We start from the raw sequence: 26,549 nt of genomic DNA, 5'->3' as shown, positions 1-26,549 counted from the left end.
CCACCGTGACGGCTGCAAGTGAAGTGGGCACACCAACACGTGGGCAACACCAAATCCCTGCATCTCCAGCAGAGTTGACCACCCTTTTGCATGCGCACCGGATCCGCGAGGACGCCCCGGTACAGCCTGCTGTACCGGGAGTCGGGGCGCACGCGGCAATGATCGCGGGGCTCGGAATTGGTGTGCTGGTGGCATCGCAGGCACGCCTCCCGAACACCCCGAAGGGACCTCCGGTGACCCTCACCACCAGCCCCCCGCAGCCGCAGACCGACACGCCTCTGCGGGCCCGTGTCCGCCGTCGTCCGCTGACCTGGTTCTTCGCCCTGGCCATGGGTATGAGCTGGCTGGCCTGGACGCCGTACATCCTGGCCGGGAACGGGCTGGGGGTGTGGCACTGGGCCTTCCCCGGCGGCGCGCTCGGGAGTCAGCTGCTCGGGGTGCTGCCCGGCGCCTACCTCGGTCCCATCGGGGCGGCGCTGTTCGTCACCGGGATGACGCAGGGGCGCGCCGGGCTGCGGGAGTGGCGGGGGCGGATGACCGGGCTCAGGGTGCGATGGCGGTGGTTCCTCGTGGTCGCGGTCTCCGTGCCCGCCGCACTGACCCTCGCCTCGGCCGCGCTGACCGGCCAGGACCCCGTGACGCCGCCGGCGGCCGTACTCGCCGCGTACCTGCCGGGCCTGGTCGTCCAGATGGTCACCACCGGGCTCGCGGAGGAGCCGGGCTGGCGCGAGTTCGCGATGCCGCGGATGCAGCGGAGGTACGGTCCGCTGGTCGCCACCCTCGTCGTCGGACTGCTGTGGGGCGCCTGGCACCTGCCGCTGTTCCTCACCCAATGGGGCGGCGGGCCCGGCGTGAGCCCGGTGCGGCCGCTGGAGTTCATGGTCACCACGCTCGCCTTCAGCTACGTGATGACCTGGGTCTTCAACCGCTCCGGCGAGAGCATGCCGCTGGTCATGCTGCTGCACACCAGCGTCAACAACTACTTCTCCGTGGCCTGGACCGACCTGTTCCCGCACGGCACGGTCGAGAACACCACCCACGCCTTCCTGCTCGCCTCGGTACTGGCGGCGGCCGTCGTCCTGGTGGTGACCCGGGGGCGGCTGGGGCTCGCGGCCACTCCCGGGTGAGCCGAGCGTAAAACTCCGGCCGTTCGGGTGGCGGGAAAGGACCGGGGCGGTGAAGGTGGGCGGCGGGGAACTTCTTCGCGCGCAGGGAGAAATGCACATGCCCGAGATCACCACTCCGTACCCGGCCGGCACCCCGTGCTGGGTCGATCTGATGGCGCAGGACCAGCAGGCGGCGCTGGACTTCTACCGTGACCTGTTCGGCTGGCAGGGCGAGGTCGGCGGGGCCGACTTCGGCGGGTACGCGGTCTGCACGCTGCAGGGCAAGCCGGTGGCCGGCATCGGCTCGGCCATGGCGCCCGAGGGGCAGCCGGAGCCGCCGACGGTGTGGACCACCTACCTGGCCAGCACCGATGCGCAGGCCACCCAGGACACCATCGTCTCGGCGGGCGGCACGCTGATCGCCCCGGTGATGGACGTCGGCGACATCGGCCGGATGCTGATCGCCGCCGACCCGCAGGGCGCGGTGTTCGGGGTGTGGCAGCCGGGCGAGTTCCACGGCGCCGGGATCGTCAACGAGCCGGGCGCGCTGATCTGGAACGAGCTGAACACCACCGACGTACCCGGCGCCACCGGCTTCTACGGCGAGTGCTTCGGGATCGAGATCCAGCCGATGGAGGGCGCCGGCGGGAACTACTGGTCGCTGAACGTCGGCAACCGCGGCGTCGGCGGCGCCGCCCGGCTCGGCGACGACCGTCCCGGCGTCCCGCCGCACTGGCTCACCTACTTCGCGGTCGACGACGTCGACTCCACCGTGGACGCCCTGGTCAAGCGCAACGGCACGGTCTTCGCACCGCCGTTCGAGATGATGGCCGGCCGCATGTCCGTGGTCGCCGACCCGCAGGGCGCGACCTTCGCGGTGTTCAAGCCGAAAGAGATGTGAGCCACCGCCGACAGCAGAGCACCGGCAGAGCAGCCCCTCGCCGTAACGACCAGGCCCTGGCCCCCTTCCGCTTTCCGTACGGCCCGCGACACCCCCTGAGGTGACCGGCGGTACGGGAGAGGACGGGGGCACGGCCATGGGAACCGGACAGGCCGGGCGGCGCACCAGGCCCCGGACGTAGGCCAGCAGGAACACCAGGCCCCCGAATTCCACAGGTCAGGCCGTGCGTGGGCCAGCCCCCCTCCGCTCCCCCCTCGGTCACGATTGGGTTTCGGCCGCCTCCCGACCCTTGCCCGGCACTCGTGTAATCGATTCCAATCCTCGGCACACGCAACCGTGTAATCGATTCCACGCGGTGCACGAGTTCCACGAGGAGGTGGAGCGGCGATGGCGAGCATCAAGGACGTCGCCGCCGAGGCGGGCGTTTCCGTCGCCACGGTGTCCCGGGTCCTGAACGACCATCCGTCGGTCAGCGACGACGCCCGTACCCGCGTACGGGCCGCCGTCGCGGCGCTGGGCTACCGCCCGAACGCCGTCGCCCGTTCCCTGCGCACCGACCAGACCCGCACCCTCGGCCTGGTCATCAGCGACGTGATGAACCCCTACTTCACCGAGCTGGCCCGCTCGGTCGAGGAGGCAGCCCGCGCCCTCGGCTACAGCGTCATCATCGGCAACGCCGACGAGCGGCCGGAGCTGCAGGACCACCACGTACGGACGCTGCTCGACCGGCGGATCGACGGACTGCTGGTCTCCCCCACCGACGGCGGCTCGCCGCTGATGCTGGAGGCCGCGCGGGCCGGGACGCCCATGGTCTTCGTCGACCGGTGGATCCCGGGCGTCGACGTGCCGGTGGTGCGGGCGGACGGGCGGGCCGCCATCCGCGATCTCGTCGCCCATCTGTGCGGGCTGGGGCACCGGCGGGTCGCGATCATCGCGGGCCCGGCGGCCACCACCACCGGCAGTGAGCGTGTCCAGGCCTTCCGCGAGGCCCTCGCCGAGTACGGCGTCCCCCTCCCCGACGCCTACATAGGCCAGGGCGACTTCCAGGCCGAGAGCGGGCGGCGGGTCACGGAGGGGTTCCTCGACCTGCCCGAGCCGCCCGAGGTCGTGTTCGCCACGGACAACCTGATGGCGCTGGGTGCGCTGGACGCGGTGCGGGCGCGGGGGCTCCGGGTGCCATGTGACATAGCACTGGCCGCCTTCGACGACATCCCCTGGTTCGTCCACACCGACCCGCCCGTCACCGCCATCGCCCAGCCCACCGGCGAGCTCGGCCGTGCCGCCGTCCGCGCGCTGGTCGACCGGATCGAGGGCCGGCCCCCGCAGTCCGTCACCCTCCCCGCCCGGCTCGTCGTCCGCCGCTCGTGCGGCGAGCACCCCGACCCCCCGCAGTCCCCCACCCCTGTGCAAAGGAGCACGTCGTGAGCAACCCGGACGAGTTGCTGCGCATCGAGGGCATACGCAAGTCCTTCCCCGGCGTGGTCGCGCTCGACGGCGTCGACTTCGATCTGCGCCGGGGCGAGGTGCACGTGCTCCTCGGTGAGAACGGCGCGGGCAAGAGCACCCTCATCAAGATGCTCTCCGGCGCCTACACCCCCGACGCGGGGCGGATCCTGGCCGGCGGCGAGGAGGTGCGCATCCACGGTGCGCAGGACTCCGAGCGGCTCGGGATCGCCACCATCTACCAGGAGTTCAACCTCGTCCCCGATCTCACGGTCGCCGAGAACATCTTCCTGGGACGGCAGCCGCGCCGTTTCGGGATGATCGACCGGAAGAAGATGGAGGCCGACGCCGAGGTCCTGCTGGAGCGGGTCGGCGTGCACGTGTCGCCTCGCGCGCGGGTCCGTGAACTCGGCATCGCCCGCCTCCAGATGGTGGAGATCGCCAAGGCGCTCAGCCTGGACGCGCGCGTGCTCGTCATGGACGAGCCGACCGCCGTGCTCACCTCGGAGGAGGTGGAGAAACTCTTCGCGATCGTGCGGCAGTTGCGGGCCGACGGGGTGGGGATCGTCTTCATCACGCACCACCTGGAGGAGATCGCCGCTCTCGGGGACCGGGTGACGGTGATCCGGGACGGGAAGAGCGTGGGCCAGGTGCCCGCCACCACCCCGCAGGACGAGCTGGTACGGCTCATGGTCGGGCGCTCCATCGAGCAGCAGTACCCGAGGGAGCGGGCGGAGACCGGCGCCGCGCTGCTCTCCGTCCAGGGGCTGACCCGGGACGGCGTCTTCCACGACGTGAGCTTCGAGGTGCACGCGGGTGAGGTCGTCGGGATCGCCGGGCTCGTGGGCGCCGGTCGTACGGAGGTCGTACGGGCCGTCTTCGGGGCCGATCCGTACGACAAGGGGGCCGTGAAGGTCTCCGGTTCGGCCCTGCGGCGGCACGACGTGAACGCGGCCATGGCCGCCGGGATCGGGCTCGTCCCGGAGGACCGCAAGGGGCAGGGGCTGGTGCTGGACGCCTCCGTGGAGGAGAACCTCGGGCTGGTGACGCTGCGGAAGGCGACCCGGGCCGGGATCGTCGACCTCAAGGGGCAGCACGTCGCCGCCGAGCGGATCGCCGGGCGGCTGGGCGTGCGGATGGCCGGGCTCGGTCAGCACGTGCGCACGCTCTCCGGCGGCAACCAGCAGAAGGTCGTCATCGGCAAGTGGCTGCTCGCCGACACCAGGGTGCTGATCCTCGACGAGCCGACGCGCGGTATCGACGTCGGCGCCAAGGTCGAGATCTACCAGCTGGTCAACGAGCTGACGGCCGCCGGAGCCGCCGTGCTGATGATCTCCAGCGACCTGCCCGAGGTGCTCGGGATGAGCGACCGGGTGCTGGTCATGGCCCAGGGCCGGATCGCGGGCGAACTGACCGCGGACGAGGCCACCCAGGACGCCGTCATGTCCCTGGCCGTGAGCACCCCGGCGGCCCCGGCCACCCCGAGCGCCCCGACTGTCCCGGCTGTCCCCGCCACCCCCACCACAACCGACAAGGAGGCCGGACGTGGCCACTGACACGCTCAAGAGCAGCAGCACGGGCGCCGGTGGCGCCGCGGGCGTGCGCCGGCTGCTCCTCGACAACGGCGCGCTCACCGCGCTGATCGTTCTCGTCATCGCCATGTCGGCGCTGTCCGGGGACTTCCTCACCACCGACAACCTGCTCAACGTCGGTGTCCAGGCGGCCGTGACGGCGATCCTCGCCTTCGGCGCGACCTTCGTGATCGTCGCGGCGGGCATCGACCTGTCGGTGGGTTCGGTGGCGGCCCTGTCGGCCACCGTGCTGGCGTGGAGCGCCACCTCGCACGGGGTGCCGGTGTTCCTGGCCGTCGTCCTCGCCGTCGCCACCGGCATCGCGGCCGGTCTCGTCAACGGCTTCCTCATCGCGTACGGCAAGCTGCCGCCGTTCATCGCGACGCTGGCGATGCTGTCGGTGGGGCGCGGTCTGGCGCTGGTCATCTCCGGCGGCTCCCCCATCGCCTTCCCCGACTCGGTCTCGCACCTCGGCGACACCCTCGGCGGCTGGCTGCCGGTGCCGGTGCTGGTCATGGTCCTCATGGGACTGATCGCGGCCTTCGTCCTCGGCCGTACCTACATCGGGCGCTCGATGTACGCGATCGGCGGCAACGAGGAGGCCGCCCGGCTCTCCGGGCTGCGGGTGCAGAAGCAGAAGCTCGCGATCTACGCGCTGTCCGGGCTGTTCGCGGCCGTCGCCGGCATCGTGCTGGCCGCCCGGCTCTCCTCGGCGCAGCCGCAGGCCGCCAACGGCTACGAACTGGACGCCATCGCGGCCGTCGTGATCGGCGGCGCCTCGCTGGCCGGGGGCACCGGCAAGGCGTCCGGCACGCTGATCGGCGCGCTGATCCTCGCGGTGCTGCGCAACGGCCTCAACCTGCTCAACGTGTCCGCGTTCTGGCAGCAGGTCGTCATCGGTGTCGTCATCGCGCTGGCCGTGCTCCTGGACACCGTGCGCCGCAAGGCCGGGGCCGGTTCGGTGGTCACCGGCGGGGACGGCGGCAAGGGCAGGCAGGCCGGGACGTACGCGCTCGCGGCCGTGGTCACCGTGGCGCTGGTCGCCGCGACCTCTCTCCTGCACACCGGTTCCTCCTCCGCCAACCCGAAGATCGGCCTGTCCCTGTCCACCCTCAACAACCCCTTCTTCGTGCAGATCCGCTCCGGCGCCCAGGCCGAGGCGAAGAAGCTGGGCGTGGACCTGACCGTCACGGACGCCCAGAACGACGCCTCGCAGCAGGCCAACCAGCTGCAGAACTTCACCAGTTCGGGACTGGGCGCGATCATCGTCAACCCGGTCGACTCGGACGCGGCGAGCAACTCCGTGCAGGCCGCCGACAAGGCCGGCATCCCGGTGGTCGCCGTCGACCGGGGCGTCAACAACGCCACCACGGCGACCCTGGTCGCCTCCGACAACGTCGCCGGCGGCGAGCTGGCCGCGAAGACGATCGCCGAGAAGCTGGGCGGCCAGGGCAAGATCGTGATCCTGCAGGGCCAGGCCGGCACCTCCGCCGCCCGGGAGCGCGCGCAGGGCTTCGCCGACGGCCTGAAGGCCTACCCCGGCATCCAGGTGGTGGCCCAGCAGCCCGCCGACTTCGACCGCACCAAGGGCCTCGACGTGATGTCGAACCTGCTCCAGGCACACCCGGACGTCCAGGGCGTCATCGCCGCCAACGACGAGATGGCCCTCGGCGCGATCAAGGCGCTGGGTTCCAGGGCCGGTTCGTCGGTGTCGGTGGTCGGCTTCGACGGCACCCCGGACGGCCTGACCGCCGTGAAGAACGGAACGCTGTACGCGTCGGTCGCCCAACAGCCGTCCCAGCTCGGGAAGATCGCCGTGGACAACGCCCTCAAGGCGGTCAAGGACCAGAAGATCCCGTCGGCGATCAAGGTCCCGGTGAAGGTGGTCACGAAGGACAACGTGGCCGGGTTCACGGGCTGAGACACCAGGGAGGCGGCCGGGCGCTTGAATGGAGCCCCGGCCGCCTCGACCCATTTGTTTAGGGAGTCACGTGATGTACGACTACGACCTGCTGGTCGTCGGCTCGGCCAACGCCGACCTGGTGATCGGGGTCGAGCGGCGCCCTGCCGCCGGTGAGACCGTGCTCGGCGGCGACCTCGCCACCCACCCCGGCGGCAAGGGCGCCAACCAGGCGGTCGCGGCCGCCCGGCTCGGTGCCCGTACCGCCCTGCTGGCCCGGGTCGGCGACGACGCGCACGGCAGGCTGCTGCTCGACTCGCAGCGGGCGGCCGGTGTGGACACGGTGGGCGTGCTGGTGGGCGGGGCGCCGACGGGCGTCGCGCTGATCACCGTGGACCCCTCGGGCGACAACAGCATCGTGGTGTCCCCGGGCGCGAACGGCCGTCTCGCACCGGAGGACGTACGGGCCGCGGGCAGCCTCTTCCACGCCTCCCGGGTGGTCTCCACCCAGCTGGAGATCCCGCTGGAGACGGTGCTGGAGGTCGTCCGGAACCTGGCCCCCGACAGCCGTTTCGTCCTCAACCCGTCCCCGCCGCGCCCCCTCCCCGGTGAGGTCCTGGCGGCCTGCGACCCGCTGATCGTGAACGAGCACGAGGCGCGGGTGCTCCTCGGCGACGCCTGCGTGAGCGAGGAACCGGCCGACTGGGCGCGGCTCCTGCTCGCCAAGGGCCCGAAGTCGGTGGTCGTGACCCTGGGCGCGGAGGGTGCGCTGGTGGCCGACCGCCACGGGGTCGTGCCGGTGCCGTCCGTGAAGGTGGACGCGGTCGACACCACGGGCGCCGGGGACGCGTTCACGGCAGCCCTCGCGGTACGGCTCGGCGGGGGCGCCGGCCTCGCGGAGGCGGCGGCGTACGCGGCCCGGGTCGGGGCGGCGGCGGTGACGAAGCGGGGTGCGCAGGAGTCGTACCCGACGGCGGCGGAGGTCGACGCGCTGTGAGGAGGGCGGGGATCCTCAACCGCCATCTCGCGGGCGCGCTCGCCGAGTTGGGGCACGGCCACGGGGTGCTGGTGTGCGACGCCGGGATGCCGATCCCACACGGCCCCCGGGTCGTGGACCTCGCCTTCCGGGCCGGGGTGCCGTCCTTCGCGGAGGTGCTGGACGGCCTGTTGGCGGAGCTGGTCGTGGAGGGCGCGACGGCGGCGACGGAGGTACGCGGAGCCAACCCGGCCGCCGCCAGGCTCCTGGACGACCACTTTCCCGACCTGGCCCTGGTCCCGCACGAGCGGCTGAAGGAGCTGTCGTGGGGCGCCCACCTGGTGGTCCGCACGGGCGAGGCCCGGCCGTACGCGAACGTGCTGCTGCGGTGCGGGGTGTTCTTCTAGGAGTCCGCCGCCGTGGGGAGCAGCACGGACCGGCGGGTCCCGGCGTTCCGGGGCCCGCCGATCCGTCATCCGCCGGTCAGCAGATGGACGACCAGCGGTGCGAGCGGAACTTGAGGTTGATGTTCGACGCGGTATCGCCGTGCTGCGCGATGAACCAGCACCTGGTACCGCCGTAGTTCGCACCGTCGTAGAGAACGACCCAGTCGTACGAGGACGACGTGCCGTTGTTCTTGGCCGACCCGACGACCTGGTCGTCGGCCCACGAACACACGACGGGGGCGTTGTACCAGTCCACGTCGGCGTTCGACCACGTGCACCGGCTGCCCGTGCCGGCGGTCCCGGTCCAGATGCACAGATCGCCGCTCGGACAGTCCCACGCCGCTTGCGTCGAGGCACTCGCGGCACTCGGTGCGATCAGGCCCAGGGCGGTCGTGGCGATGGCGAGCGCCGCGGCGGCGAGGGTCCTGCGGCCCCGACGTGGTGTGCGGCCGGACTTCCGGTCGTGCTCCTGCTCGTGCGAGGACATTCCGTGCCCTTTCTCGTGGACAGCGCCAACGTGCCTATGACTGGCGAAAATCCATGTTTCCGACCGGGCATGTCACTGTCATCCTCATGCGAGTGCACTGACATGTCGCAGGTCACCGACGGGGGCTCACGGGGACAGGGATGCTCCGCTTTCATTTCACGTCCGAGGACCTCACCAGGGTCAGAGTGGCGACCGAGCCGCATGCGCTGTGGGAGATCGCGGTCAGTCTGCACCGGCTCCAGACCCGCGAGGGCCGCCGGGCCTACGCGCCCTGGTTCCGTGCCGCGCGTGCCGCGTTGCGCCAGGACGGGCTCGAGCGGACGGTGCGGACCTTCCTGCTGCCGCTCTTCCCGCGCGCCAGCTACTTCCCCGACTTCCTGACGCCGCCGGAGGGCGCCCACGGGCTGGACGCCGGGCTGGAGGCCGTTCTGGCGACGCCGTACGAGCGGGTCGCGAGCGAGGTCGACGTACTCAGCCGGGGCGTCGGTGCCCCGGCCTGGGCAGGCCGGCTCACCGAGCGGGACCTGCGCGAACAACTCGTGGACGCCCTGCGCGCCTACCACCGTGCCGTGATCGCGCCGCACGAGGAGGTCATCCAGGAACGGCTGCACGCCGAGCGGGCCCGGCACGCCCACACCCTGTTCCACGCCGGGACCGAGGGCCTGCTCACCGGACTCGGCCCCACGATCCACTGGCGGCCACCGGTCCTGGAGATCGATCCGTATCCGGCCCACCGCGATGTCCACCTCGACGGGCAGGGGCTGCTCCTGATCCCCTCCCACTTCTGCTGGCACGCCCCCATCGCCCTTGCCGACCCCGGCCTCCCGCCCGTGCTGCTCTACCCCCTCCACCACCTGCCGGCGATGACCCCGCAGGCCGGCTCCCCACCGCTGAACGCGCTGCTCGGCCCCACCCGCGCCGCCATCCTGAGGGCCAGCGCGACCGGCTCCACCACCACCGAGGCCGCCCGCCGGGCCGGTGTGACCCCTACGACGGCAAGCCATCACACCGCCGTACTGCGGGACGCGGGCCTGATCACCAGCCACCGCCACGCCAACACCGTGCTGCACACCCTGACCCCGCTCGGGGCCGCACTGCTGCGCCGCGCCGGGCATGCTTCGAGGGGGCCCGGTCCGTCGACCGAACCCCCTCGGCTTACCCCCTCCGTATCAGAACCCCCGTAGATCCCCCCGGATCCCCCTCCGAAAGCCCTGATGCCAAGTACGACCGGCAGGGTGGGGAGAGGGTTGTACGGCAGTCCAAGATTTTTCCGGGCAGGACGCGTCTCACGTTTCCGGCCGCTCGCGCGTCTTCCTTCTGGCACAGGTGGCACTCGCAGAGGAGACCGGGATGGATACGCGCCACGCGCTGGTGGAGACGGTGCTGGGTCGGCTCACGCTCGTCGCCGGCGGTGACGCGCTGGTGGGGCTGTACTTTCCGCGCTACCGGTACACGCCCCCCGCATGGCCCCTGGGGCGCCGCGTCGACGCACCGGCGGATCCGGTCCTGGCGCAGGCGGAGAGCGAGCTGAGCGAGTACTTCGCCGGGCGCCGACGCGTGTTCGATGTTCCTGCCGTGACGGACGGTGACGAGTTCCAGGAGCGGGTGTGGGCGCTGCTTCGGGAGATTCCGTTCGGTGAGCGGATCACCTACGGCGACATCGCCGTCGAACTGGGGGACAAGGAGAGCTCCGATGAGCAGCACCGACGGTTCGGGCATCAGCGCACTCACCGCCGTGACGGGCGGCACCGTCGAGCATCTGGCCGAGCTCCGGGCCCGGCTGGCCGCCCGGGCCGAGCAGGCGGGCATGGTCGATGTCGCCTACCGCACCATCGACACCCCCGTCGGAGCGCTGCTGCTGGCCGCGACCGATCAGGGCCTGGTCCGCGTGGCCTACGCGAGGGAGGGTTTCGACGACGTCCTCGGCGTCCTCGCGGCGAGGATCAGCCCGCGCGTCCTGCACGCTCCGGCGCGCCTGGACGAGACGGCCCGGCAGATCGAGCAGTACTTCGCCGGCACCCGGCACACCTTCGACGTGCGGCTGGACCACCGGCTGTCGTCCGGGTTCCGGGAGACCGTGCAGTTGCTGCTCCCGCGCATCGAGTACGGGCACACGCTGAGCTACAAGCAGGTGGCCGAGATGGCGGGCAGCCCGAAGGCGGTCCGCGCCGTCGGGACCGCGTGCGCGACCAACCCGCTCCCCGTCGTCGTCCCCTGCCACCGGGTGCTGCGCACCGACGGCGGCCTGGGCGGGTATGTCGGAGGCCTGGCCGCGAAGACCCTGCTGCTCGACCTGGAGAAGGAGGCCGCATGACGAACCTCCGCAGCACCCCGATCTCACCTCTCACCTCTCACCTCTCTCGTCTCTCGTCTCTCCTCTCGCATCCCCCGTCTCACGTTCGGGGGCGCCGGGACGTCTTCCCTTCGGGACCGAGATCCGGTCCGTAAGGAGACGACGATGTCCGACATCCGCACCCGGCAGGAGCGCGCCGAGCAGTTCCGCAGCCTGCACGACGACTTCCTCGTGCTGCCCAACGCCTGGGACGCGGGCAGCGCTCACCTGATCACCGCGGCCGGTGCCAAGGCCATCGCGACCTCGTCAGGCGCGCAGTCGTGGTCGCAGGCCGTTCCCGACGGCCGCTCGCTCGCCATGGCGGACGTGCTGGCGAACATCGAGCGCATCGTGGCGGCGACCGGCCTGCCCGTCAGCGCCGACATCGAGAACGCCTACGCCGACAGCGCCGACGGCCTGCGCGCGACGGTCACGCAGTTCCTCGCCACCGGCATCGTCGGCGTCAACCTGGAGGACTCCGGCGCGTCCGACGGCCCGCTCTACGACACCGCGGCGGCCGCCGACCGTGTCGCGGCCGCCCGCGCGGCGGCCAAGGACACGGGCGTCGACCTGTTCGTCAACGCCCGCACCGACGTGTTCCTCCTCGCCGTGGGCGAGGAGGACGGCCGGCTCGCCGACGTCATCGCCCGCGGAAACGCCTACCGGGAGGCCGGCGCCGACGGCCTGTTCGTTCCCGGTCTGCTCAACACCGGCGCGCTCGGCACCGTCGCGCGCGAGACCGGACTGAAGATCAACGCCATGTGGCTGCCCGGCGCACCCGCGCCCGAAGAGCTCCGCGACGCCGGTGTCTCCCGGTACTCCGCCGGGACGGCGATCGCCCAGGTCGCCTACACCGGCGCCTTCGATGCGGCCCGCTCGTTCCTCGCCGGTCTGTACACGCCGATGGTCGGCGCCATCGACTACTTCGCGTTCAACGACAAGTTCGCGAAGTGACCCGACCGGGGTGGGCGGTCAACGCCCGCGGCCGCCCACCCCATCCTCGGTCGAACCCCGAACCCGGCACCCCGAACCCCGCACCGCCCCGGCTGCCGTGAGCGTGTCAATTAACCACAATCTAAGGGAGCCGTGAGGACAGGTGACCCATAGGATCCATAGGATTCGGCGAGCGCGCAGGCGCCCCGACGACACCTGCCCCACCCCGGATCGGACGGGGTGGGGCAGGATCTCAGGGCAGCCGGTCAGGGGAAACCGGCGTGTTCAGCCGCGGCACACCGCGGACGGATTCAGCGGACCGTGACGGACACGTTCTTGGAGACGGTGCTGCCGTCCTTGACCCGCAGGACCTCGACACCCTTCTTGTCGAACTTGTCGGTGAGCTTGTAGGCCGCCTTGGAGACCTTCGCCGTCGCGGGCAGCGAGACCCACTTCGAGCCGTCCTTGACCTGGAGGGTCACCTTGCTGCCCTCCTTGAGGCCGTCGACCTTGCCGGTGAAGGTGACGACATCGCCCGGCTTGACGGTGCTCTTGCTCGCCTTGAGGGTGATCGAGGAGGCCGGGGCCGGGGCGGCGACGGCGGCGGTGGCACCGGCGGCGACGAGTGCGGCAGAGGCCACGGCAACGGCGGCGATACGCATGTTCACAGAGAACTCCTTGGTTTTTAATTACCTTTTCCAGCCGCAATGTTGGGCCATTTGCTCGCCCCTTGCGGCCGACTCGAATCCTATAGACACGGCCTGGCCGGACCCGGTTCCAGGCGATCGCAAAAAACCTGAACTGACAGGTGAGCCACAGCAAATGTGAAACACGGAAATCGCTGAGCAGCGGATATAAAGAAAACCTGTGTGAAGAACTCCTCACACAGGTTCTGGGCTGCCTGCGGCAGCGTGAACGCACCGTCAGTTCTCCAACCGGACCGGCATCAGGAGCGAGAAGGCCTCCTCGTCCTCGGGCCGACGGATCACGATCGGCGCCGTGGGCGCGCCGAACTCCAGAACCAGTCGGTCACGGGCCCCGGCGGCCAGCGCGGCCAGCAGGAACTCACGGTTGACGGCGACACGGTCCGGGTCTTCGTCGACATCGGCGCAGAGGGTCACCGCCCCGCCGTCCTCCACCCCGAGCACGCTGAGGTCGGGCTCCCCGGCCTCCCCGGAGCGGACCGGCCCCGTCTCCAGAGCCTGCCGGAAGGCCGCCACCTCGACGACGGTGCGGCGTCCGCCGGCCCGGGGCAGGAGCCGGCGGTAGTCGGGGAAGTCGTGGTCGAGGCACCGGCCGGCCGCCTGCCGGTCCCCGGCCTCCAGTGTCACCCGGTCACCGTCGAGAGAGAGTCGCGCAGATCCCTCACCGTCCAGGAGCGCACGCATCGCGTCGATGACCGGACTGGGCACGATGACCTGCACCCGGTCCCTGCCATGCCCGGCGACACCGGCCCGCGCGACCGCCATCCGGTACCGGTCGGTGGCCACCGCGTGCAGGCTCTCGCCCTCGATGTCGAACAGAACCCCGCCGAGCATCGGCAGTTCGGGGTCGGTGCTCGCCGCGAAGCGGACCGTGTCCAGTACGGCTGCCAGCTCCGGCGCGGCGACGGACAGGCGGACGGAGGCGGAGGCGATGTGGGGCGAGGTCATGGCATTCTCCCGGTGATCGAGTAGCGCTCGGAGCGCGGAGAACTCGGCGCGGGCATCGGACAGCCCCTGTTCGAGACGGCACAGGTGTGCCGTGAGCAGCTTCCGGACCAGACCGGTGTCCGGGCCGCACCAGCCGGCCAGCACCAGCCGGATGTCCGCCAGCGGCATCCCTGCCCGGCGCAGGCGGGCCAGCACCCGGGCCTCCTCCACCTGCCCAGGGTCGTACCAGCGGTATCCGCTCACCGGATCCACCCAGGCAGGCACCAGCACACCGGCCCGGTCGTAGAACCGCAGGGCACTCACGCCCAGCCCGCTGTCACGGGCCAGTTCCCCGATGCTGCGCATGTCGTTCTCCACAACCGGCACTCTGGGCCCTGCACCAGGTCGAGGGTCAACCCGGCAACCGCACGCCCCCGCTCCCGAAACTCAGGAGGCTTTCTCGCAGGCAACTTGATGAAGAGCCCGGAGCTGGTGGAAACCGTCTTCGGATGGCACAAGTCCGGAGCCTCCGGCCCGGCGTTGGTCTTCGCGTCCAGCGGCTGGGCCACGTTCGTAGGGGCCGTGCGGGACGGGCGTATCAGTAGCTGACGCCCCGGAAGTGCAGGAACGCGGTCCGCAGTTCGGAATCGAGGAGGAGGCCGAGAAGCTCCTCCTCGCCCGCGAACAGGGCATCGGCCGCCGGATGGCCGGACTGGTGGAACATGGCGACCAGTACATCGATGAGAGGGCGGTTCCAGGCGACCCGGACGATCCGCTTCGCCTTGTCACGGTCTCCCTTGTCCATGGCTGTGCGCCACAGCTCGACGGAGTCCCTGGCCGTCCAGTAGGCGTCCACGCGCCCCTTGACCAGGACCGCTCTTTCGTTGAGGCCGAACACCTCGATACAGGCCCGCCCCCGGTCGGTCAGGCTCCGGTACGTACCGAGCGGGAGCACCAGCCGTAGGTGGTCCAAGGGGTCCTCGGCCGTCGGGTCGACGAGGAGAGGGCTGCCATCGGCTGCGGTGGGGAAGAGGTTCCGCTTCTGGTTGCTGTTGCAGAACGAGCAGGCGAGCAGATGGTTGAGCCAGTCGAAGGTACGCAGCGGGGCGAGGCTCTTCGGCTCGAAGTGGTCGATGTCCGTGCCCTGGCCGTCACCGCAGTACATGCAGCGTTCGTGGCCGGGAGCCATCTCCGCGAGCCCCTTGACGAGTGCGGGGCGGACCTGCCGGCGGTTCGCCCAGAGTTCCTTCGCCCTGTCCTTGCGTTCCTGCTCCGTGGCCTGCTGCCGGATGTCGTCGGTGTAGTCCCTCAAGCGATCCACCGTGTCCGCCGGCAGGACGGCACGCCGAAGCCGGATCACTCCCGCTCGTCCTTGATCTCCTCCGCGATCCGTCGGAGGTGCGCGCCCACCTCGTCCACGCGGGCCGACGGCGAGCTGGCGAGCCGTTCCTTGAGTTCCCGATAACGGGCGAGCGACTCCGCCGACGGGACCCCGTCGTAGACCTCCGCCTCCAGCTCCACAAACTCGGCCCTCGCCCGCTCGGCCTGCTCGGAGTAGGGCGTGTCGAGACCGAAGAGGTCGGAGAGCACTGCGTCGTCACCGCTGCCGTACACCACCCGGTCGTACAGGTTCTGGTCGACGACCTCGGGCGGGCGCGCCTGGTCCACGCCCGGCAGCCTGATGAGGCCGCCCGGGTCGGCCGCCTGGCAGATGTAGGGGCTGTGCGTGGTGACGATGAACTGGATGCGGGGGAAGTGGGCGGTCAGCCAGGGGCCGATCCGGCGCTGCCAGGAGACGTGCAGATGGGCGTCGATCTCGTCGATGATGACGACGCCGGGCGTCATCAGCGCGATCGGCTCCCCGCCGGCCGCCCAGGGACGGGACTCCCACAGGTCGTCGCCGAACACGTCGTGCAGCTGCTTGAGGATGTCGACGACGAGTGCCGCCACCGTACGGAACCCGTCGCTCATCTCCCGCAGCGGGAAGCGGCTGCCGTGCCGTTCGACCCACAGGCCCTCGGAGTCGACGTCGTCGATGCGGTACCCGTCCGGCAGCAGCCCGTCTCCGAGCAGCGCCAGTGCGAACTCCTTCAGCCCCTGGGCGCCCGATCTTCTTTCCAGCGCGCGCAGATGCTGCTCGATCAGCCAGGTGACGCCTTCGGCGAGGGAGGCGTCCTCGTGGAAGAGGCTCGTGTGCCTGGCCACGGGCCCGGACGCCAGCATCAGCCGCTGCACCTCGCCCGAGCCGCCGGCCATCCGCCGGAACGGCCCGTAGGCCGCGGAGAACCAGCCCGCGGGACTGTCAGCCCAGGGACCGCGGCGGGCGATACTCGTCTGTGCCTTGGTGTACCTGATCTCGTCGGGCCCGGACAGGACGCCCCGGCGGATCGGAACCCTGCCTGCGAAGCCGTCGCGGGGCGTCTTCCAACTCAGCCCGGCCCAGAACGCACCAGCGGGCGGACGGCCCTGCGAGAACCGGTCGTGCTGCGTGTCACGGCTGATCTCGACCTCGACCTGACCCGCTGTACGCGCTTCCGTCACCCAGTTCTCGAACTGAGGCACCAGACTGCGGGCCACCCCGGGCCCGGTGAGCGCCAGCGCCATGGCCCGCAGCAGCGTGGTCTTGCCCGAGCCGTTGCGTCCGGCGAGCACCGTCCACCCGGCGTGACTTCCGTCGGGGCGGGTCAGCGTGAGGTCGACTTCGCGGGGGCCGTGGAAGGGCTTGATGTCCTTCACGATGATCCGGCTGACGTACATGGGCGTCGGCGTCCGTTCGCTCGGGTGTCACCCCGATCTTAGGGGCGAGGCCTGCCGGCCTGCCCGTCATCACAGGACGCGGGCAGGCCACCGGCCCGTCAGTCCGCCGCGTGCTCCAGGAACCGGGTCGCCGTCTCCGCCAGCACCTCGCGGCCGTCCCTCGCCCACAGCCCGTCGTTGAACAGCTCGACCTCGATGGGACCGGTGTAACCGGCCGCCTCCACATATCCCTTCCACTCGCGCATGTCGATCGCGCCGTCGCCGATCTGGCCGCGGCCGTTGAGGACGCCTTCGGGCAACGGGGTGGTCCAGTCGGCGAGTTGGAAGGTGTGGATGCGGCCGCCCGCCCCGGCCCGGGCGATCTGCTCAGGTGCCCGGTCGTCCCACCAGATGTGGTACGTGTCGACCGTGACCCCGACCTGGTGGGCCGGGAAGCGTTCCGCGAGGTCCAGGGCCTGGGTGAGGGTGGAGACCACGCAGCGGTCGGAGGCGTACATCGGGTGGAGGGGCTCGATGGCCAGGCGGACGCCGTGCTGTTCGGCGTAGGGGCCGAGTTCGGCGAGGGCGTCGGCGATGCGTTCACGGGCGCCGTGCAGGTCCTTGGAGCCGGCCGGCAGGCCGCCGGAGACCAGGACCAGGGTGTCCGTGCCGAGGGTCGCGGCCTCCTCGACCGCCCGCCGGTTGTCGGCGAGCGCGGCGGCCCGCTCGCCCGGGTCGATGGCCGTGAAGAAGCCGCCGCGGCACAGGGTGGTGACGGTCAGGCCGGCCTCGCGGACCAGCTTGGCGGTGGCGTCGACGCCGTAGGACCGGACCGGCTCGCGCCACAGGCCGACGCCCGGCACGCCCAGTTGCGTGCAGGCGTCGGCCAGTTCGGGCAGCGTCAGCTGCTTGACGGTCATCTGGTTGATGGAGAAGCGGGAGAGGTCGCCGGTCACTGGTTCACTCCGTACAGGGCGAGGAGGGTCTTCATCCGGTCCTCGGCCAGCTTCGGGTCCGGGAACAGGCCCAGGCCGTCGGCGAGTTCGTAGGCGCGCGCGAAGTGCGGGAGGGAACGCGCCGACTGCAGGCCGCCGACCATCGTGAAGTGGCTCTGGTGGCCGGCCAGCCAGGCCAGGAAGACCACGCCCGTCTTGTAGAAGCGGGTGGGGGTCTGGAAGAGGTGCCGGGAGAGTTCGACGGTGGGGTCGAGGAGGGTACGGAAGCCCGCCGTGTCGCCCGTGTCCAGGACCCGGACCGCCTGAGCCGCCAGCGGCCCCAGCGGGTCGAAGATGCCGAGCAGGGCGTGGCTGAAGCCCTGCTCGTCGCCCGCGATCAGCTCGGGGTAGTTGAAGTCGTCGCCGGTGTAGCAGCGGACGCCCTGCGGCAGGCGGCGGCGCAGGTCGACCTCGCGCTGCGCGTCCAGCAACGACACCTTGATGCCGTCGACCTTGTCGGGGTGGGCGGCGATGACCTCCAGGAAGGTGTCGGTGGCCGTGTCGAGGTCGGCCGAGCCCCAGTAGCCCTCCAGCGCCGGGTCGAACATCGGGCCGAGCCAGTGCAGGACCACCGGCTCGGCGGCCTGGCGCAGCAGGTGGCCGTAGACGTCGAGGTAGTCCTCGGGACCGGTGGCGGCGGCCGCGAGCGCCCGGGAGGCCATCAGGATGGCCTGGGCGCCCGACTCCTCGACGAGGGCGAGCTGCTCCTCGTACGCGGCCCGGATCCCGGCGAGGGTGCCGCCGCCGGTGAGCTGGTCGGTGCCGACACCGCAGGCGATCCGGCCGCCCACCGCACGGGCCTCGGCGGCGCTGCGGCGGATCAGCTCGGCCGCGCCCGCCCAGTCCAGGCCCATGCCGCGCTGGGCGGTGTCCATCGCCTCGGCGACGCCCAGGCCGTGCGACCACAGGTGGCGGCGGAAGGCGAGGGTGGCGTCCCAGTCGACGGCGGCGGGCGCGTCGGGGCTGGTGTCGGCGAACGGGTCGGCGACGACGTGCGCCGCCGAGAAGACCGTACGGGAGGTGAAGGGGGTGCCCGGGGTGAGGGCAAGGGGCTCGCTGCGGGGTTCGTACGCCCGCAGCGACCCGTCCGGGGCGGGGAGGTGGAGGGTCACAGCTCGATCTCCGGTACGTCGAGGCGGCGGCCCTCCGCCGACGACTTCAGGCCCAGCTCGGCGAGCTGGACGCCGCGGGCGCCGGCCAGCAGGTCCCAGTGGTAGGGGGCGTCGGCGTAGACGTGCTTGAGGAACAGCTCCCACTGGGCCTTGAAGCCGTTGTCGAACTCGGTGTTGTCGGGGATCTCCTGCCACTGGTCGCGGAAGGCGTAGGTGGCGGGGATGTCCGGGTTCCAGACCGGCTTGGGGGTCGCGCTGCGGTGCTGGACACGGCAGTTACGGAGGCCGGCGACCGCTGAGCCTTCGGTGCCGTCCACCTGGAACTCGACCAGTTCGTCCCGGTTGACGCGGACCGTCCAGGAGGAGTTGATCTGGGCGATCGCGCCGCCGTCGAGCTCGAAGATGCCGTACGCGGCGTCGTCCGCCGTCGCGTCGTAGGGCTTGCCGTTCTCGTCCCAGCGCTGCGGGATGTGGGTGGCGGTGAGGGCCTGGACGGACTTCACCCGGCCGAACAGCTCGTGCAGGACGTACTCCCAGTGCGGGAACATGTCGACGACGATGCCGCCGCCGTCCTCCGCGCGGTAGTTCCAGGACGGGCGCTGCGCCTCCTGCCAGTCGCCCTCGAAGACCCAGTAGCCGAACTCGCCGCGGACCGAGAGGATCCGGCCGAAGAAGCCGCCGTCGATGAGCCGCTTCAGCTTGAGCAGGCCGGGCAGGAAGATCTTGTCCTGGACGACGCCGGACTTGACGCCCTTGGCGTGCGCGAGCCTGGCCAGCTCCAGGGCGCCCTCCAGGCCGGTCGCCGTCGGCTTCTCGGTGTAGATGTGCTTTCCGGCCGCGATGGCCTGCTGGAGGGCCTCCTCGCGGGCGGAGGTGACCTGGGAGTCGAAGTAGATGTCGATGGTGGGGTCGGCGAGCACGGCCGCCAGGTCCGTCGAGATGTGCTCGTCGGACAGGCCGTGGCGGTCGGCGATCTCGCGGAGCGCGTACTCGCGGCGGCCGACCAGGACCGGTTCCGGCCACAGCACCGTGCCGTCGCCGAGGTCGAGTCCGCCCTGCTCGCGCAGGGCGAGGATCGAGCGGACGAGGTGCTGGCGGTAGCCCATGCGCCCGGTGACGCCGTTCATGGCGATACGCACCGTCTTGCGGTTCACGTGGTTCCTTTCGTCCGCGTGCGTCTCAGCAACGCAGCAAGCGCTTTCTATATGGTCAGAAGCTAGCCTTTGAACCCTGGTCTGTACAAGACCGTGATGGGGTCGAGTTGTTCGAGGGGGCGAACAACAGGAGTGAATGGCCTTATGGTCTGCACGGCAAGGGGGCTTCCTTTGAACAGTCTGTGGATCGGCCTGTCGATCAGGCTGTGTACGACGACGTACGACGAGATGCGCGACCGGAGGACGACGAGATGACGGTGACCCTGGCGGACGTGGCGGCCCGCGCCCAGGTCTCGCCCGCGACGGTGTCGCGCGTACTGAACGGCAACTACCCCGTGGCGGCGACCACCCGGGAACGGGTGCTGCGGGCGGTGGACGAGCTGGACTACGTCCTCAACGGGCCGGCGAGCGCGCTCGCGGCGGCCACCTCCGACCTGGTCGGCATCCTCGTCAACGACATCGCCGACCCGTTCTTCGGGATCATGGCGAGCGCGATCCAGGCCGAGATCGGCGGTCCGGGCGGGCGCGCGGGCGGCGAGCGGCTGGCGGTGACCTGCAACACCGGGGGCTCGCCGGAGCGGGAGCTGACGTACCTGACCCTGCTGCAGCGGCAGCGGGCGGCGGCGGTGATCCTGACCGGCGGGGCCGTGGAGGACGCGCCGCACGCGGCGGCGGTGGCGGCGAAGCTGCGCAAGCTGGCGGACGCGGGGACCCGGGTGGTGCTGTGCGGGCGGCCGCCGGCGCCGGACACCGACGCGGTGGCGCTGACCTTCGACAACCGCGGTGGCGGCAAGCAGCTGACCGAGCATCTCATCGGGCTCGGCCACCGGCGCCTCGGGTACATCGCGGGACCCGAGGAGCGGACCACCACCCGGCACCGGCTGGAGGGCCACCGGGCCGCGCTGGCCGAGGCGGGCATCGAGGAGGACCCGCGCTGGACCGTGCACGGGCGCTACGACCGCCGGGCGGGGTACGAGGCGACGCTGGAGCTGCTGCGCCGGGACCCGTCGCTCACCGCGGTGGTGGCGGCGAACGACTCCGTCGCGCTCGGCGCGTGCGCGGCGCTGCGGGAGTCGGGGCTGCGGATCCCGGCGGACGTGTCGGTGGCCGGCTTCGACGACCTGCCGTTCAGCATCGACGCGGTGCCGTCGCTGACGACGGTGCGGCTGCCGCTGGCGGAGGCGGGGGCACGGGCCGGCCGTATCGCCATGGGCCGCGAGGAGCCGCCGCCGGGCGGGATCGCGACGGTGCGGGGGGAGCTGATGGTGCGGGGGTCGTCGGGGGTGCCGCGCGCCTGAAAGCAGGCGGGACACGAGGAATCCGATACCGGGGGGCGCGGCTCAGGTGCCCCCGACCATCCCTCGCCCTCGTCCCCGTCCTCGTCCCGACGGTCGTGTTTCGGCTGCGGGCCGGTGGGGGCTTGTCGCGCAGTTCCCCGCGCCCCTAAAGACAAAGACAGGGCGCTGCGCGACCCCCTGCTTTTCAGGGGCGCGGGGAACTGCGCGAGCGACCCCCACCGGCCCGCGGCCGGCCGACGGCCCTCATCGGCCCAGCAGCGGCAGCGCCGCCTCGCCGCGTTTGCGGTCCTGGTACCAGCGCACGCCCGTGTCGTAGGCGCGGCGGGCGCGGCGTACCGGGGTGTGCTGGATGGCGAGGTGGGTCTGGTACCGCCAGGGGGACTGGTGGCCGCCCTGGCGGACCGCCATCGCGTAGGCGAACTCGACCGGGTCGCGGTCCAGGTAGTCGTCCAGCCGCTCGAACCAGGCCATGCTGGTGCGCGCCGCCGCCTGGACGGGGTGGAGTTCCGCGCGCCGCCGCTTGTCGTACTCGCGCAGCGCGACCCGCGGGTCCGGGAAGCCCCTGAGGGCCTCGGAGAGCACGATCGCGTCGATCATCGCCAGCCGGGTGCCGGAGCCCAGCGTGAAGTGGGTGGTGTGCGCGGCGTCGCCGGCCAGGACGACGGGGCGGCCGTCGCGGTCGTCGACCCAGGTCCGGTTGGTGAGGTGCGTGAACCGCTGCCACTTGGCGGGGGCGCCGCGCGACCGGCTGATCAGGGAGTGGCCGTCGAGCGCGCGGTGGAAGATCTTCTCCAGCAGGGGCAGGGCGTCCTCCTCGTCGAGCGTGTCCAGGCCGAGGCCCTGCCAGGTCTCCGGGGAGCACTCCACGATGCAGGTGCTGACGCCCTTGAACGACGGGTAGGCGTGGAACCAGATCCAGCCCGCCCCAGTCTCCTCGAAGGCGAACACGAAACTGTCGAACTGGCGGTCCGTGGCGAGCCAGATGAACGGGTTGCGGCCGGTCTCCAGGCGGGTGCCGAAGTGCTCGGCGCGGCTCTGCCTGATCCGGCTCCTGGCCCCGTCGGCGGCCAGGACCAGGTCGGCGTCGGGCAGGTCGGCGGGGTCGGCGAGGCGCTCTCCGTGCCGTACGTCGACGCCGAGGGACTTCGCGCGCCGGGTCAGGACGTCGAGGAGGGCGGCGCGGCCCATGCTGTAGCCGTAGCCGCCGAAGTACGCGGTGCCGTCGTACCGGTTGCCGTGCACGCGGATGTCCTGCTGCTGCCAGAGCACCGAGCCGGCGCTGACCTCGCGTGCGCTCTCGGGGTCGTTGCGGTGCAGGATGTCCAGCAGGTCGTTCCAGTAGACGACGCCCCAGCCGAAGGTGGCCTCGGGCGGGTCCGCCTCCAGGACGATGATCTCGTGCCCGGCGTCCCGCAGTTTCGCCGAGATCGAGAAGTACAGTCCGGCCGGGCCTCCGCCCACACAGACGATCCTCATCCGGTCACCGCCTCCACGGCCGCGGGCCCCGGGGCCCGCAGGGGTCGGGATGCACGGGTCCGGGTGCCCTTGGGTCGGGCACCCGGATCCGTCCTTTGCTGTCAGGGAGCTTCACACGCTGTGACCTGGCTAGTCCCAGCCACCTCCGCCCCAGCCACCGCCGCCGCCCCAGCCGCCACCGTTGTGGCCGCTCCAGCCGTAGTCGTCGCCCCAGCCGCCGTAGCCGCCGTGACCGCCGTAGCCGCCGTAGCCGCCGCCGTAGCCGCCGTGACCGCCGTAACCGCCACCGCCGTAGCCGCCGTGACCGCCGCCGTAGCCGCCGCCACCGTGACCGCCGCCGTAGCCTCCGCCGCCATGGCCGCCACCGCCGCCGCCGTGGCCCCCGCCACCGCCGCCGTGACCGCCACCGCCACCGCCGTTGTCCTGGTAGGAGACGACGTGGGCGGGCGCCGCGTGGGTGGCCGCGCTGGCGACTCCGGCTCCGGCGGCGAGCGCCAGAACAGGTGCCGAAATCGCAGCGATGGCGACCCTCTTCATACGTGTGGTGTGCGCGCGCATGGTTTCGCCCCTCTCCGAGGGTGTGGTTGTCTTACGACGGCCGCCGCCTCAGGGGGGCCGCCCTGCGTGCGCTCCGGAGCCTGCGCGCAGCTCCGAGCGCGTCCGCCGCCCGCGATTCCGGGTTTCTCCGCACCCGTCCGGGCTCTCCGGCGGACCACGTCACGTCCTCGTTGAAACGGACATAAGTGACGTTCGTGTATAAACCTACGGCGCTGGCGCGACGAAGTCAAAAGCAGGACCAGGCCCAGGCAAAAAAGAACAAGTAAAGCCTGCGGGACCGCCGTTCGGGCCGACGCCTTCCGGCCGGACGGGGTGTCGGGATAGCCTCGGAGGCACGGTATCTCTGACTCAGTCAACCATCGGGGTCCAGCCATGACCGTCCAGGACATCCGCGCCTTCAACCGCTTCTACACCAACCTCATCGGCGCCCTCGACTACGGCCGCCACCTCTACGCCCCGTACACCCTCACCGAGGCCCGCGTGCTGTACGAGCTCGCGCACTCCGCCGACACCGACGCGGCCGACCTGCGGTCCGATCTCGCACTCGACGCCGGGTACTTGAGCCGGATCCTCAACAAGTTCGAGGAGGCCGGGCTGATCGGGCGCGCGCCCTCGGAGAAGGACCCGCGGCGGCGCCGCGTCTCGCTCACCCCGGCCGGCCGGGCCGCCGCCGGGCTGCTGGACGAGCGGGCCCGGGAATCGGTCGGCTCGCTGCTGGACGCCGTCGACCCCGGTGCGCGGACACGCCTCGCCGAGGCCATGCGCACCATCCGCACGATCCTCGGCGACGGGCACACCCCCGAGGGCTCCGGCGAGGTCGTGCTGCGCGAGCCGCACCCCGGCGACCTGGGCTGGATCGTGCAGCGCAACGCCGCCCTGTACGCCGCCGAGTACGGCTTCAACGCCGACTACGAGGGGCTCGTCGCCCGGATCGTCGCCGACTACGCCGAGGACCACGACCCGCACCTGGAGCGGACCTGGATCGCCGAGTGGGCCGGGCGGCCGGTGGGCTGCGTGATGTGCGTACGGGACGACGCCCCGGGCACCGCACGGCTGCGGCTGCTGCTCGTCGAACCGGAGGCCCGCGGGCTCGGCGTCGGCGACCGGCTGGTCACCGCCGTGACCGACTTCGCGCGCGGGGTCGGCTACCGGGAGCTGGTGCTGTGGACCAACGACGTGCTGTCCGCCGCCCGCCGCATCTACCAGCGGCACGGCTTCGTCCTCACCGCCGAGAAACCGCACCGCTCCTTCGGCAAGGACCTGGTCGGCCAGGACTGGCGGCTGGACCTGCACACGACCGGCGAGTGAGAAGTAGGTTGGTGGACATGAGGTTCGCCTTCTCCACCCTCGGGGTACCCGGTCTGCCGGTGCCCGACGTGCTGGCGCTCGCCACGGCCCACGGCTACCACGGCGTGGAGCTGCGCGCCCACCCGGAAGAGCCGGTGCATCCCGGCCTCGGCCCGGCCGCGCGCGCCGACGTGGCCGCCGAGTTCAAGGCGGCCGGGGTGGAGGTGCTGGGCGTCGCCGGGTACGCGCGGGTCGCGGCGCCCGGCGAGGACGCCCCGGTCCTCGACGAGACGCGCCGACTCCTCCAGCTCGCCCATGACTTGGGCGCCTCCTACGTGCGGGTCTTCCCGGGCGCCGACCCGGACCTGCCCGCCGCCGAGTCCGACGCGATCGCCGCCCGGCGGCTCGGCACGGTCGCCGAGGACGCCTCCGCGCTCGGCGTGCGGGTCCTCCTGGAGACCCACGACTCGCACCGCACCGGCGCCGCCGCGATCCGGATCCTCGGACCGGTCGGCCACCGCATGGTCGGCTCGCTCTGGGACGTCATGCACACCTGGCTGGGCGGCGAGCAGCCCGCCGAGAGCTACGCGGCGCTCGCCCCGCACCTCGGCTATGTCCAGGTCAAGGACATCGCCTCGGCCGACGACACCACCCCGCTGCCGCTCGGCGCCGGGATCCTGCCGCTGTCCGAGTGCGTGGAGGTGCTCTCCCGGCACGGCTGGGACGGCTGGCTGTGCTGGGAGTACGAGAAGCGCTGGTACGAGGCGGCGGCCCCGCTGCCCGGGCTGCTGGCGGCGGGGCGCGACCACCTGGCGCGGCTGCTCAACGAGTCGGCCTGAGCCCGGGTCCCGCCGTCGCGCTCACGCGCCGGCGAGCGGGATCCCCCACCCCCCGGCCAGCTCCCCGAACGCCTCGTGGAAGCCCGGGAAGGTCTTCTTCACGCACCCCGGGTCGTCGAAGGAGATGCCGGGGGTGCGCAGGCCGGTCACCGCGAAGGACATCACGACGCGGTGGTCGCCGAAGGTCTTGATCTCGGCCGGGGCGGGGGTGCCGGGCCGGATCTCGATCCAGTCGTCACCCGTGACGGCCTCGATCCCCAGCCGGCGCAGGTTTTCCGCGCAGGCGTCCAGCCGGTCACACTCCTTCACCCGGGTGTTGGCCACGTCCTCGATCCGGACCGGGCCGTCCGCGAAGGGCGCGACGGCCGCGAGGGTCGGCATGGTGTCGGAGATGTCCCGCATGGCGACGGTGAGGCCGCGGAGCGTGCCGGTGCCGCGCACGGTCGTCCGGTCCTCGGCGATCTCGACGTCCGCGCCCATCCGCCGCAGGACGTCCACGAACCCCAGGTCGCCCTGGAGCGCGCCCCGGCCGAGCCCCGGCACGGTGACCTCACGGCCCGTCACGGCCGCCGCGGCGAAGAAGTAGCTCGCGGTGGAGGCGTCGGGCTCGATCGCGTAGGTGGTGGCCCGGTAGCCGCCCGGCGGGACGACGAAGACCTCGCCCTCCCGCGCCACCTCCACCCCGAACGACCGCATCATCGCGATGGTGATCTCCACGTACGGCGCGGACACCAGGTCCGTCACCCGGATCCTGAGGCCCCTGCGGGTGAGTGGGCCGAGCAGCAGCAGGGCGGTGAGGTACTGCGAGGACTGCCCGGCGTCGAGCGTCACCTCGCCGCCCTCGACCCCGGCCGCCTCGATGCGCAGCGGGTGGTGGCCCTCCGCCTCCTCGTGGCGCAGGTCGACACCGAGGTCGCGCAGGGCGCGGGTGAGCGGGGCGAGGGGGCGGCGGCGCATCTGCTCGGAGGCGTCGAAGCGGTAGCTGCCGTGGCCGGCCGCGGCGAGGGTGGGCAGGAAGCGGGCGGTGGTGGCGCCGTCCCGGCAGTAGACCTCGGCCTCCGGCAGCGCCGGGCCCTGCGGGCGGCCGTCCACCTGCCAGGTGTCGGGGGTCCGGCCGACGCGGTAGCCGAGCCGGGTCAGGCCCTCGGCGAAGCCCTCGGTGTCGTCGGAGCGGAGGGGGCGGACGAGGGTGGTGACTCCGTCGGCGGCGGCCGCGAGGAAGAGGGCGCGGGCGGTGACGGACTTGGAACCGGGGATCGCGACGAGGGGCATGGGCCGATGATCTCTGGTTTCCCGGGGGTGCGGGGGCGTTTGTCCATGGGCTGGAACAGGTTGTTCGGTGTGCGCGGGCCGGTGGGGGCTTGTCGC

General features: G+C 71.8%; 24 protein-coding genes and 1 pseudogene. 14 read left to right on the top strand and 11 right to left on the bottom strand.

Annotated elements, in window-relative coordinates:
• The first annotated feature begins 233 nt into the window (after positions 1 to 233).
• From ABZ887_RS16330 to rbsD, 7 genes are all read left to right on the top strand, one after another.
• Positions 234 to 1,127, top strand: a complete 894-nt coding sequence (locus ABZ887_RS16330) for a type II CAAX endopeptidase family protein (protein ID WP_361289014.1) — start codon at positions 234 to 236, stop codon at positions 1,125 to 1,127.
• A gap of 97 nt (positions 1,128 to 1,224) precedes the next feature.
• On the top strand, positions 1,225 to 2,007 hold the full coding sequence (locus ABZ887_RS16325) for a VOC family protein (RefSeq protein ID WP_361289011.1): 783 nt from the start codon (positions 1,225 to 1,227) through the stop codon (positions 2,005 to 2,007).
• 387 nt (positions 2,008 to 2,394) lie between these two features.
• Entirely contained in the window at positions 2,395 to 3,432 is a 1,038-nt protein-coding gene (locus ABZ887_RS16320; protein ID WP_361289008.1) for a LacI family DNA-binding transcriptional regulator, read from the top strand.
• On the top strand, positions 3,429 to 5,006 hold the full coding sequence (locus ABZ887_RS16315; RefSeq protein ID WP_361289005.1) for a sugar ABC transporter ATP-binding protein: 1,578 nt from the start codon (positions 3,429 to 3,431) through the stop codon (positions 5,004 to 5,006). Before ABZ887_RS16320 ends, ABZ887_RS16315 begins: the two co-directional genes overlap by 4 nt.
• Entirely contained in the window at positions 4,996 to 6,942 is a 1,947-nt protein-coding gene (locus ABZ887_RS16310; protein WP_361289002.1) for a substrate-binding domain-containing protein, read from the top strand. The genes ABZ887_RS16315 and ABZ887_RS16310 overlap by 11 nt, the downstream gene beginning before the upstream one ends.
• A gap of 73 nt (positions 6,943 to 7,015) precedes the next feature.
• Positions 7,016 to 7,918 carry a ribokinase gene (locus tag ABZ887_RS16305; RefSeq protein WP_361288999.1) on the top strand — a complete coding sequence of 301 codons (903 nt, stop codon included), beginning with the start codon at positions 7,016 to 7,018 and terminating at the stop codon, positions 7,916 to 7,918.
• Complete coding sequence (gene rbsD, locus ABZ887_RS16300) at positions 7,915 to 8,304, top strand: D-ribose pyranase (protein WP_361288996.1); 390 nt, start codon at positions 7,915 to 7,917, stop codon at positions 8,302 to 8,304. The genes ABZ887_RS16305 and rbsD overlap by 4 nt, the downstream gene beginning before the upstream one ends.
• A gap of 76 nt (positions 8,305 to 8,380) precedes the next feature.
• Here rbsD and ABZ887_RS16295 read toward each other — a convergent pair whose 3' ends face one another.
• Complete coding sequence (locus ABZ887_RS16295) at positions 8,381 to 8,830, bottom strand: peptidase inhibitor family I36 protein (RefSeq protein WP_361288993.1); 450 nt, start codon at positions 8,828 to 8,830, stop codon at positions 8,381 to 8,383.
• Between the two features lie 140 nt (positions 8,831 to 8,970).
• Here ABZ887_RS16295 and ABZ887_RS16290 point away from each other — a divergent pair, with 140 nt between their 5' ends.
• From ABZ887_RS16290 to ABZ887_RS16275, 4 genes and pseudogenes are all read left to right on the top strand, one after another.
• Positions 8,971 to 10,014, top strand: coding sequence for a helix-turn-helix domain-containing protein (locus ABZ887_RS16290; protein ID WP_361288990.1), 1,044 nt, complete (start codon positions 8,971 to 8,973; stop codon positions 10,012 to 10,014).
• Positions 10,015 to 10,180: 166 nt separating this feature from the next.
• A pseudogene (locus ABZ887_RS16285) lies at positions 10,181 to 10,507 on the top strand (MGMT family protein); the annotation flags it as partial.
• Positions 10,508 to 10,523: 16 nt separating this feature from the next.
• Complete coding sequence (locus tag ABZ887_RS16280; RefSeq protein ID WP_361288987.1) at positions 10,524 to 11,144, top strand: methylated-DNA--[protein]-cysteine S-methyltransferase; 621 nt, start codon at positions 10,524 to 10,526, stop codon at positions 11,142 to 11,144.
• 144 nt (positions 11,145 to 11,288) lie between these two features.
• Positions 11,289 to 12,116, top strand: a complete 828-nt coding sequence (locus ABZ887_RS16275; protein WP_361288984.1) for an isocitrate lyase/phosphoenolpyruvate mutase family protein — start codon at positions 11,289 to 11,291, stop codon at positions 12,114 to 12,116.
• Between the two features lie 290 nt (positions 12,117 to 12,406).
• Here ABZ887_RS16275 and ABZ887_RS16270 read toward each other — a convergent pair whose 3' ends face one another.
• The 7 genes from ABZ887_RS16270 to ABZ887_RS16240 all read right to left on the bottom strand — a co-directional run bounded on the left by ABZ887_RS16270 (position 12,407) and on the right by ABZ887_RS16240 (position 19,723).
• Positions 12,407 to 12,757 (bottom strand): hypothetical protein, encoded by a 351-nt coding sequence (locus ABZ887_RS16270; RefSeq protein WP_361289317.1) that lies wholly within the window; start codon positions 12,755 to 12,757, stop codon positions 12,407 to 12,409.
• 261 nt (positions 12,758 to 13,018) lie between these two features.
• The gene (locus tag ABZ887_RS16265) at positions 13,019 to 14,092 is read right to left on the bottom strand and encodes a MerR family transcriptional regulator (RefSeq protein WP_361288981.1); all 1,074 of its coding nucleotides are present in this window, start codon (positions 14,090 to 14,092) and stop codon (positions 13,019 to 13,021) included.
• A 232-nt stretch (positions 14,093 to 14,324) separates the two neighbouring features.
• The gene (locus ABZ887_RS16260; RefSeq protein ID WP_361288978.1) at positions 14,325 to 15,038 is read right to left on the bottom strand and encodes an HNH endonuclease; all 714 of its coding nucleotides are present in this window, start codon (positions 15,036 to 15,038) and stop codon (positions 14,325 to 14,327) included.
• A gap of 44 nt (positions 15,039 to 15,082) precedes the next feature.
• Positions 15,083 to 16,483, bottom strand: a complete 1,401-nt coding sequence (locus tag ABZ887_RS16255; protein WP_361288975.1) for an AAA family ATPase — start codon at positions 16,481 to 16,483, stop codon at positions 15,083 to 15,085.
• A 98-nt stretch (positions 16,484 to 16,581) separates the two neighbouring features.
• Entirely contained in the window at positions 16,582 to 17,382 is an 801-nt protein-coding gene (locus ABZ887_RS16250; RefSeq protein ID WP_361289314.1) for a sugar phosphate isomerase/epimerase family protein, read from the bottom strand.
• Positions 17,383 to 17,414: 32 nt separating this feature from the next.
• Complete coding sequence (locus ABZ887_RS16245; RefSeq protein WP_361288972.1) at positions 17,415 to 18,569, bottom strand: dihydrodipicolinate synthase family protein; 1,155 nt, start codon at positions 18,567 to 18,569, stop codon at positions 17,415 to 17,417.
• Entirely contained in the window at positions 18,566 to 19,723 is a 1,158-nt protein-coding gene (locus ABZ887_RS16240; RefSeq protein ID WP_361288969.1) for a Gfo/Idh/MocA family oxidoreductase, read from the bottom strand. Before ABZ887_RS16240 ends, ABZ887_RS16245 begins: the two co-directional genes overlap by 4 nt.
• Before the next feature lie 251 nt (positions 19,724 to 19,974).
• Here ABZ887_RS16240 and ABZ887_RS16235 point away from each other — a divergent pair, with 251 nt between their 5' ends.
• Positions 19,975 to 21,021, top strand: a complete 1,047-nt coding sequence (locus ABZ887_RS16235; RefSeq protein ID WP_361288966.1) for a LacI family DNA-binding transcriptional regulator — start codon at positions 19,975 to 19,977, stop codon at positions 21,019 to 21,021.
• A gap of 243 nt (positions 21,022 to 21,264) precedes the next feature.
• Here ABZ887_RS16235 and ABZ887_RS16230 read toward each other — a convergent pair whose 3' ends face one another.
• Entirely contained in the window at positions 21,265 to 22,497 is a 1,233-nt protein-coding gene (locus tag ABZ887_RS16230; protein ID WP_361288963.1) for an FAD-dependent monooxygenase, read from the bottom strand.
• A gap of 129 nt (positions 22,498 to 22,626) precedes the next feature.
• A complete protein-coding gene (locus ABZ887_RS16225) occupies positions 22,627 to 23,034 on the bottom strand; it encodes a hypothetical protein (protein WP_361288960.1) in 408 nt (135 codons plus the stop codon).
• A 393-nt stretch (positions 23,035 to 23,427) separates the two neighbouring features.
• Between ABZ887_RS16225 and ABZ887_RS16220 the strand changes: the two genes are divergently transcribed.
• Both ABZ887_RS16220 and ABZ887_RS16215 read left to right on the top strand, forming a co-directional pair.
• Positions 23,428 to 24,363 carry a helix-turn-helix domain-containing GNAT family N-acetyltransferase gene (locus ABZ887_RS16220; RefSeq protein ID WP_361288957.1) on the top strand — a complete coding sequence of 312 codons (936 nt, stop codon included), beginning with the start codon at positions 23,428 to 23,430 and terminating at the stop codon, positions 24,361 to 24,363.
• 17 nt (positions 24,364 to 24,380) lie between these two features.
• Positions 24,381 to 25,181: a sugar phosphate isomerase/epimerase family protein gene (locus ABZ887_RS16215; RefSeq protein ID WP_361288954.1), complete on the top strand. Its 801-nt coding sequence runs from the start codon at positions 24,381 to 24,383 to the stop codon at positions 25,179 to 25,181.
• A gap of 21 nt (positions 25,182 to 25,202) precedes the next feature.
• Here ABZ887_RS16215 and aroA read toward each other — a convergent pair whose 3' ends face one another.
• Positions 25,203 to 26,453: a 3-phosphoshikimate 1-carboxyvinyltransferase gene (gene aroA / locus ABZ887_RS16210; RefSeq protein ID WP_361288951.1), complete on the bottom strand. Its 1,251-nt coding sequence runs from the start codon at positions 26,451 to 26,453 to the stop codon at positions 25,203 to 25,205.
• Positions 26,454 to 26,549 lie beyond the last annotated feature (96 nt).

This window comes from Streptomyces sp. NPDC047061 (assembly GCF_040643955.1).
Classification (GTDB): domain Bacteria; phylum Actinomycetota; class Actinomycetes; order Streptomycetales; family Streptomycetaceae; genus Streptomyces.
This window is presented reverse-complemented; position numbering and strand designations above follow the sequence as displayed.

Excerpts from the sequence above, each read along its gene's own strand:
- ABZ887_RS16295 (WP_361288993.1), bottom strand. The coding sequence starts at position 8,830 with ATGTCCTCGCACGAGCAGGAGCACGACCGGAAGTCCGGCCGCACACCA.
- ABZ887_RS16325 (WP_361289011.1), top strand. The coding sequence starts at position 1,225 with ATGCCCGAGATCACCACTCCGTACCCGGCCGGCACCCCGTGCTGGGTC.
- ABZ887_RS16250 (WP_361289314.1), bottom strand. The coding sequence starts at position 17,382 with ATGACCGTCAAGCAGCTGACGCTGCCCGAACTGGCCGACGCCTGCACG.
- ABZ887_RS16230 (WP_361288963.1), bottom strand. The coding sequence starts at position 22,497 with ATGAGGATCGTCTGTGTGGGCGGAGGCCCGGCCGGACTGTACTTCTCG.
- ABZ887_RS16220 (WP_361288957.1), top strand. The coding sequence starts at position 23,428 with ATGACCGTCCAGGACATCCGCGCCTTCAACCGCTTCTACACCAACCTC.
- ABZ887_RS16320 (WP_361289008.1), top strand. The coding sequence starts at position 2,395 with ATGGCGAGCATCAAGGACGTCGCCGCCGAGGCGGGCGTTTCCGTCGCC.
- ABZ887_RS16215 (WP_361288954.1), top strand. The coding sequence starts at position 24,381 with ATGAGGTTCGCCTTCTCCACCCTCGGGGTACCCGGTCTGCCGGTGCCC.
- ABZ887_RS16235 (WP_361288966.1), top strand. The coding sequence starts at position 19,975 with ATGACGGTGACCCTGGCGGACGTGGCGGCCCGCGCCCAGGTCTCGCCC.
- ABZ887_RS16305 (WP_361288999.1), top strand. The coding sequence starts at position 7,016 with ATGTACGACTACGACCTGCTGGTCGTCGGCTCGGCCAACGCCGACCTG.
- ABZ887_RS16270 (WP_361289317.1), bottom strand. The coding sequence starts at position 12,757 with ATGCGTATCGCCGCCGTTGCCGTGGCCTCTGCCGCACTCGTCGCCGCC.
- ABZ887_RS16275 (WP_361288984.1), top strand. The coding sequence starts at position 11,289 with ATGTCCGACATCCGCACCCGGCAGGAGCGCGCCGAGCAGTTCCGCAGC.
- ABZ887_RS16255 (WP_361288975.1), bottom strand. The coding sequence starts at position 16,483 with ATGTACGTCAGCCGGATCATCGTGAAGGACATCAAGCCCTTCCACGGC.
- aroA (WP_361288951.1), bottom strand. The coding sequence starts at position 26,453 with ATGCCCCTCGTCGCGATCCCCGGTTCCAAGTCCGTCACCGCCCGCGCC.
- ABZ887_RS16290 (WP_361288990.1), top strand. The coding sequence starts at position 8,971 with ATGCTCCGCTTTCATTTCACGTCCGAGGACCTCACCAGGGTCAGAGTG.
- ABZ887_RS16225 (WP_361288960.1), bottom strand. The coding sequence starts at position 23,034 with ATGAAGAGGGTCGCCATCGCTGCGATTTCGGCACCTGTTCTGGCGCTC.
- ABZ887_RS16280 (WP_361288987.1), top strand. The coding sequence starts at position 10,524 with ATGAGCAGCACCGACGGTTCGGGCATCAGCGCACTCACCGCCGTGACG.
- ABZ887_RS16265 (WP_361288981.1), bottom strand. The coding sequence starts at position 14,092 with ATGCGCAGCATCGGGGAACTGGCCCGTGACAGCGGGCTGGGCGTGAGT.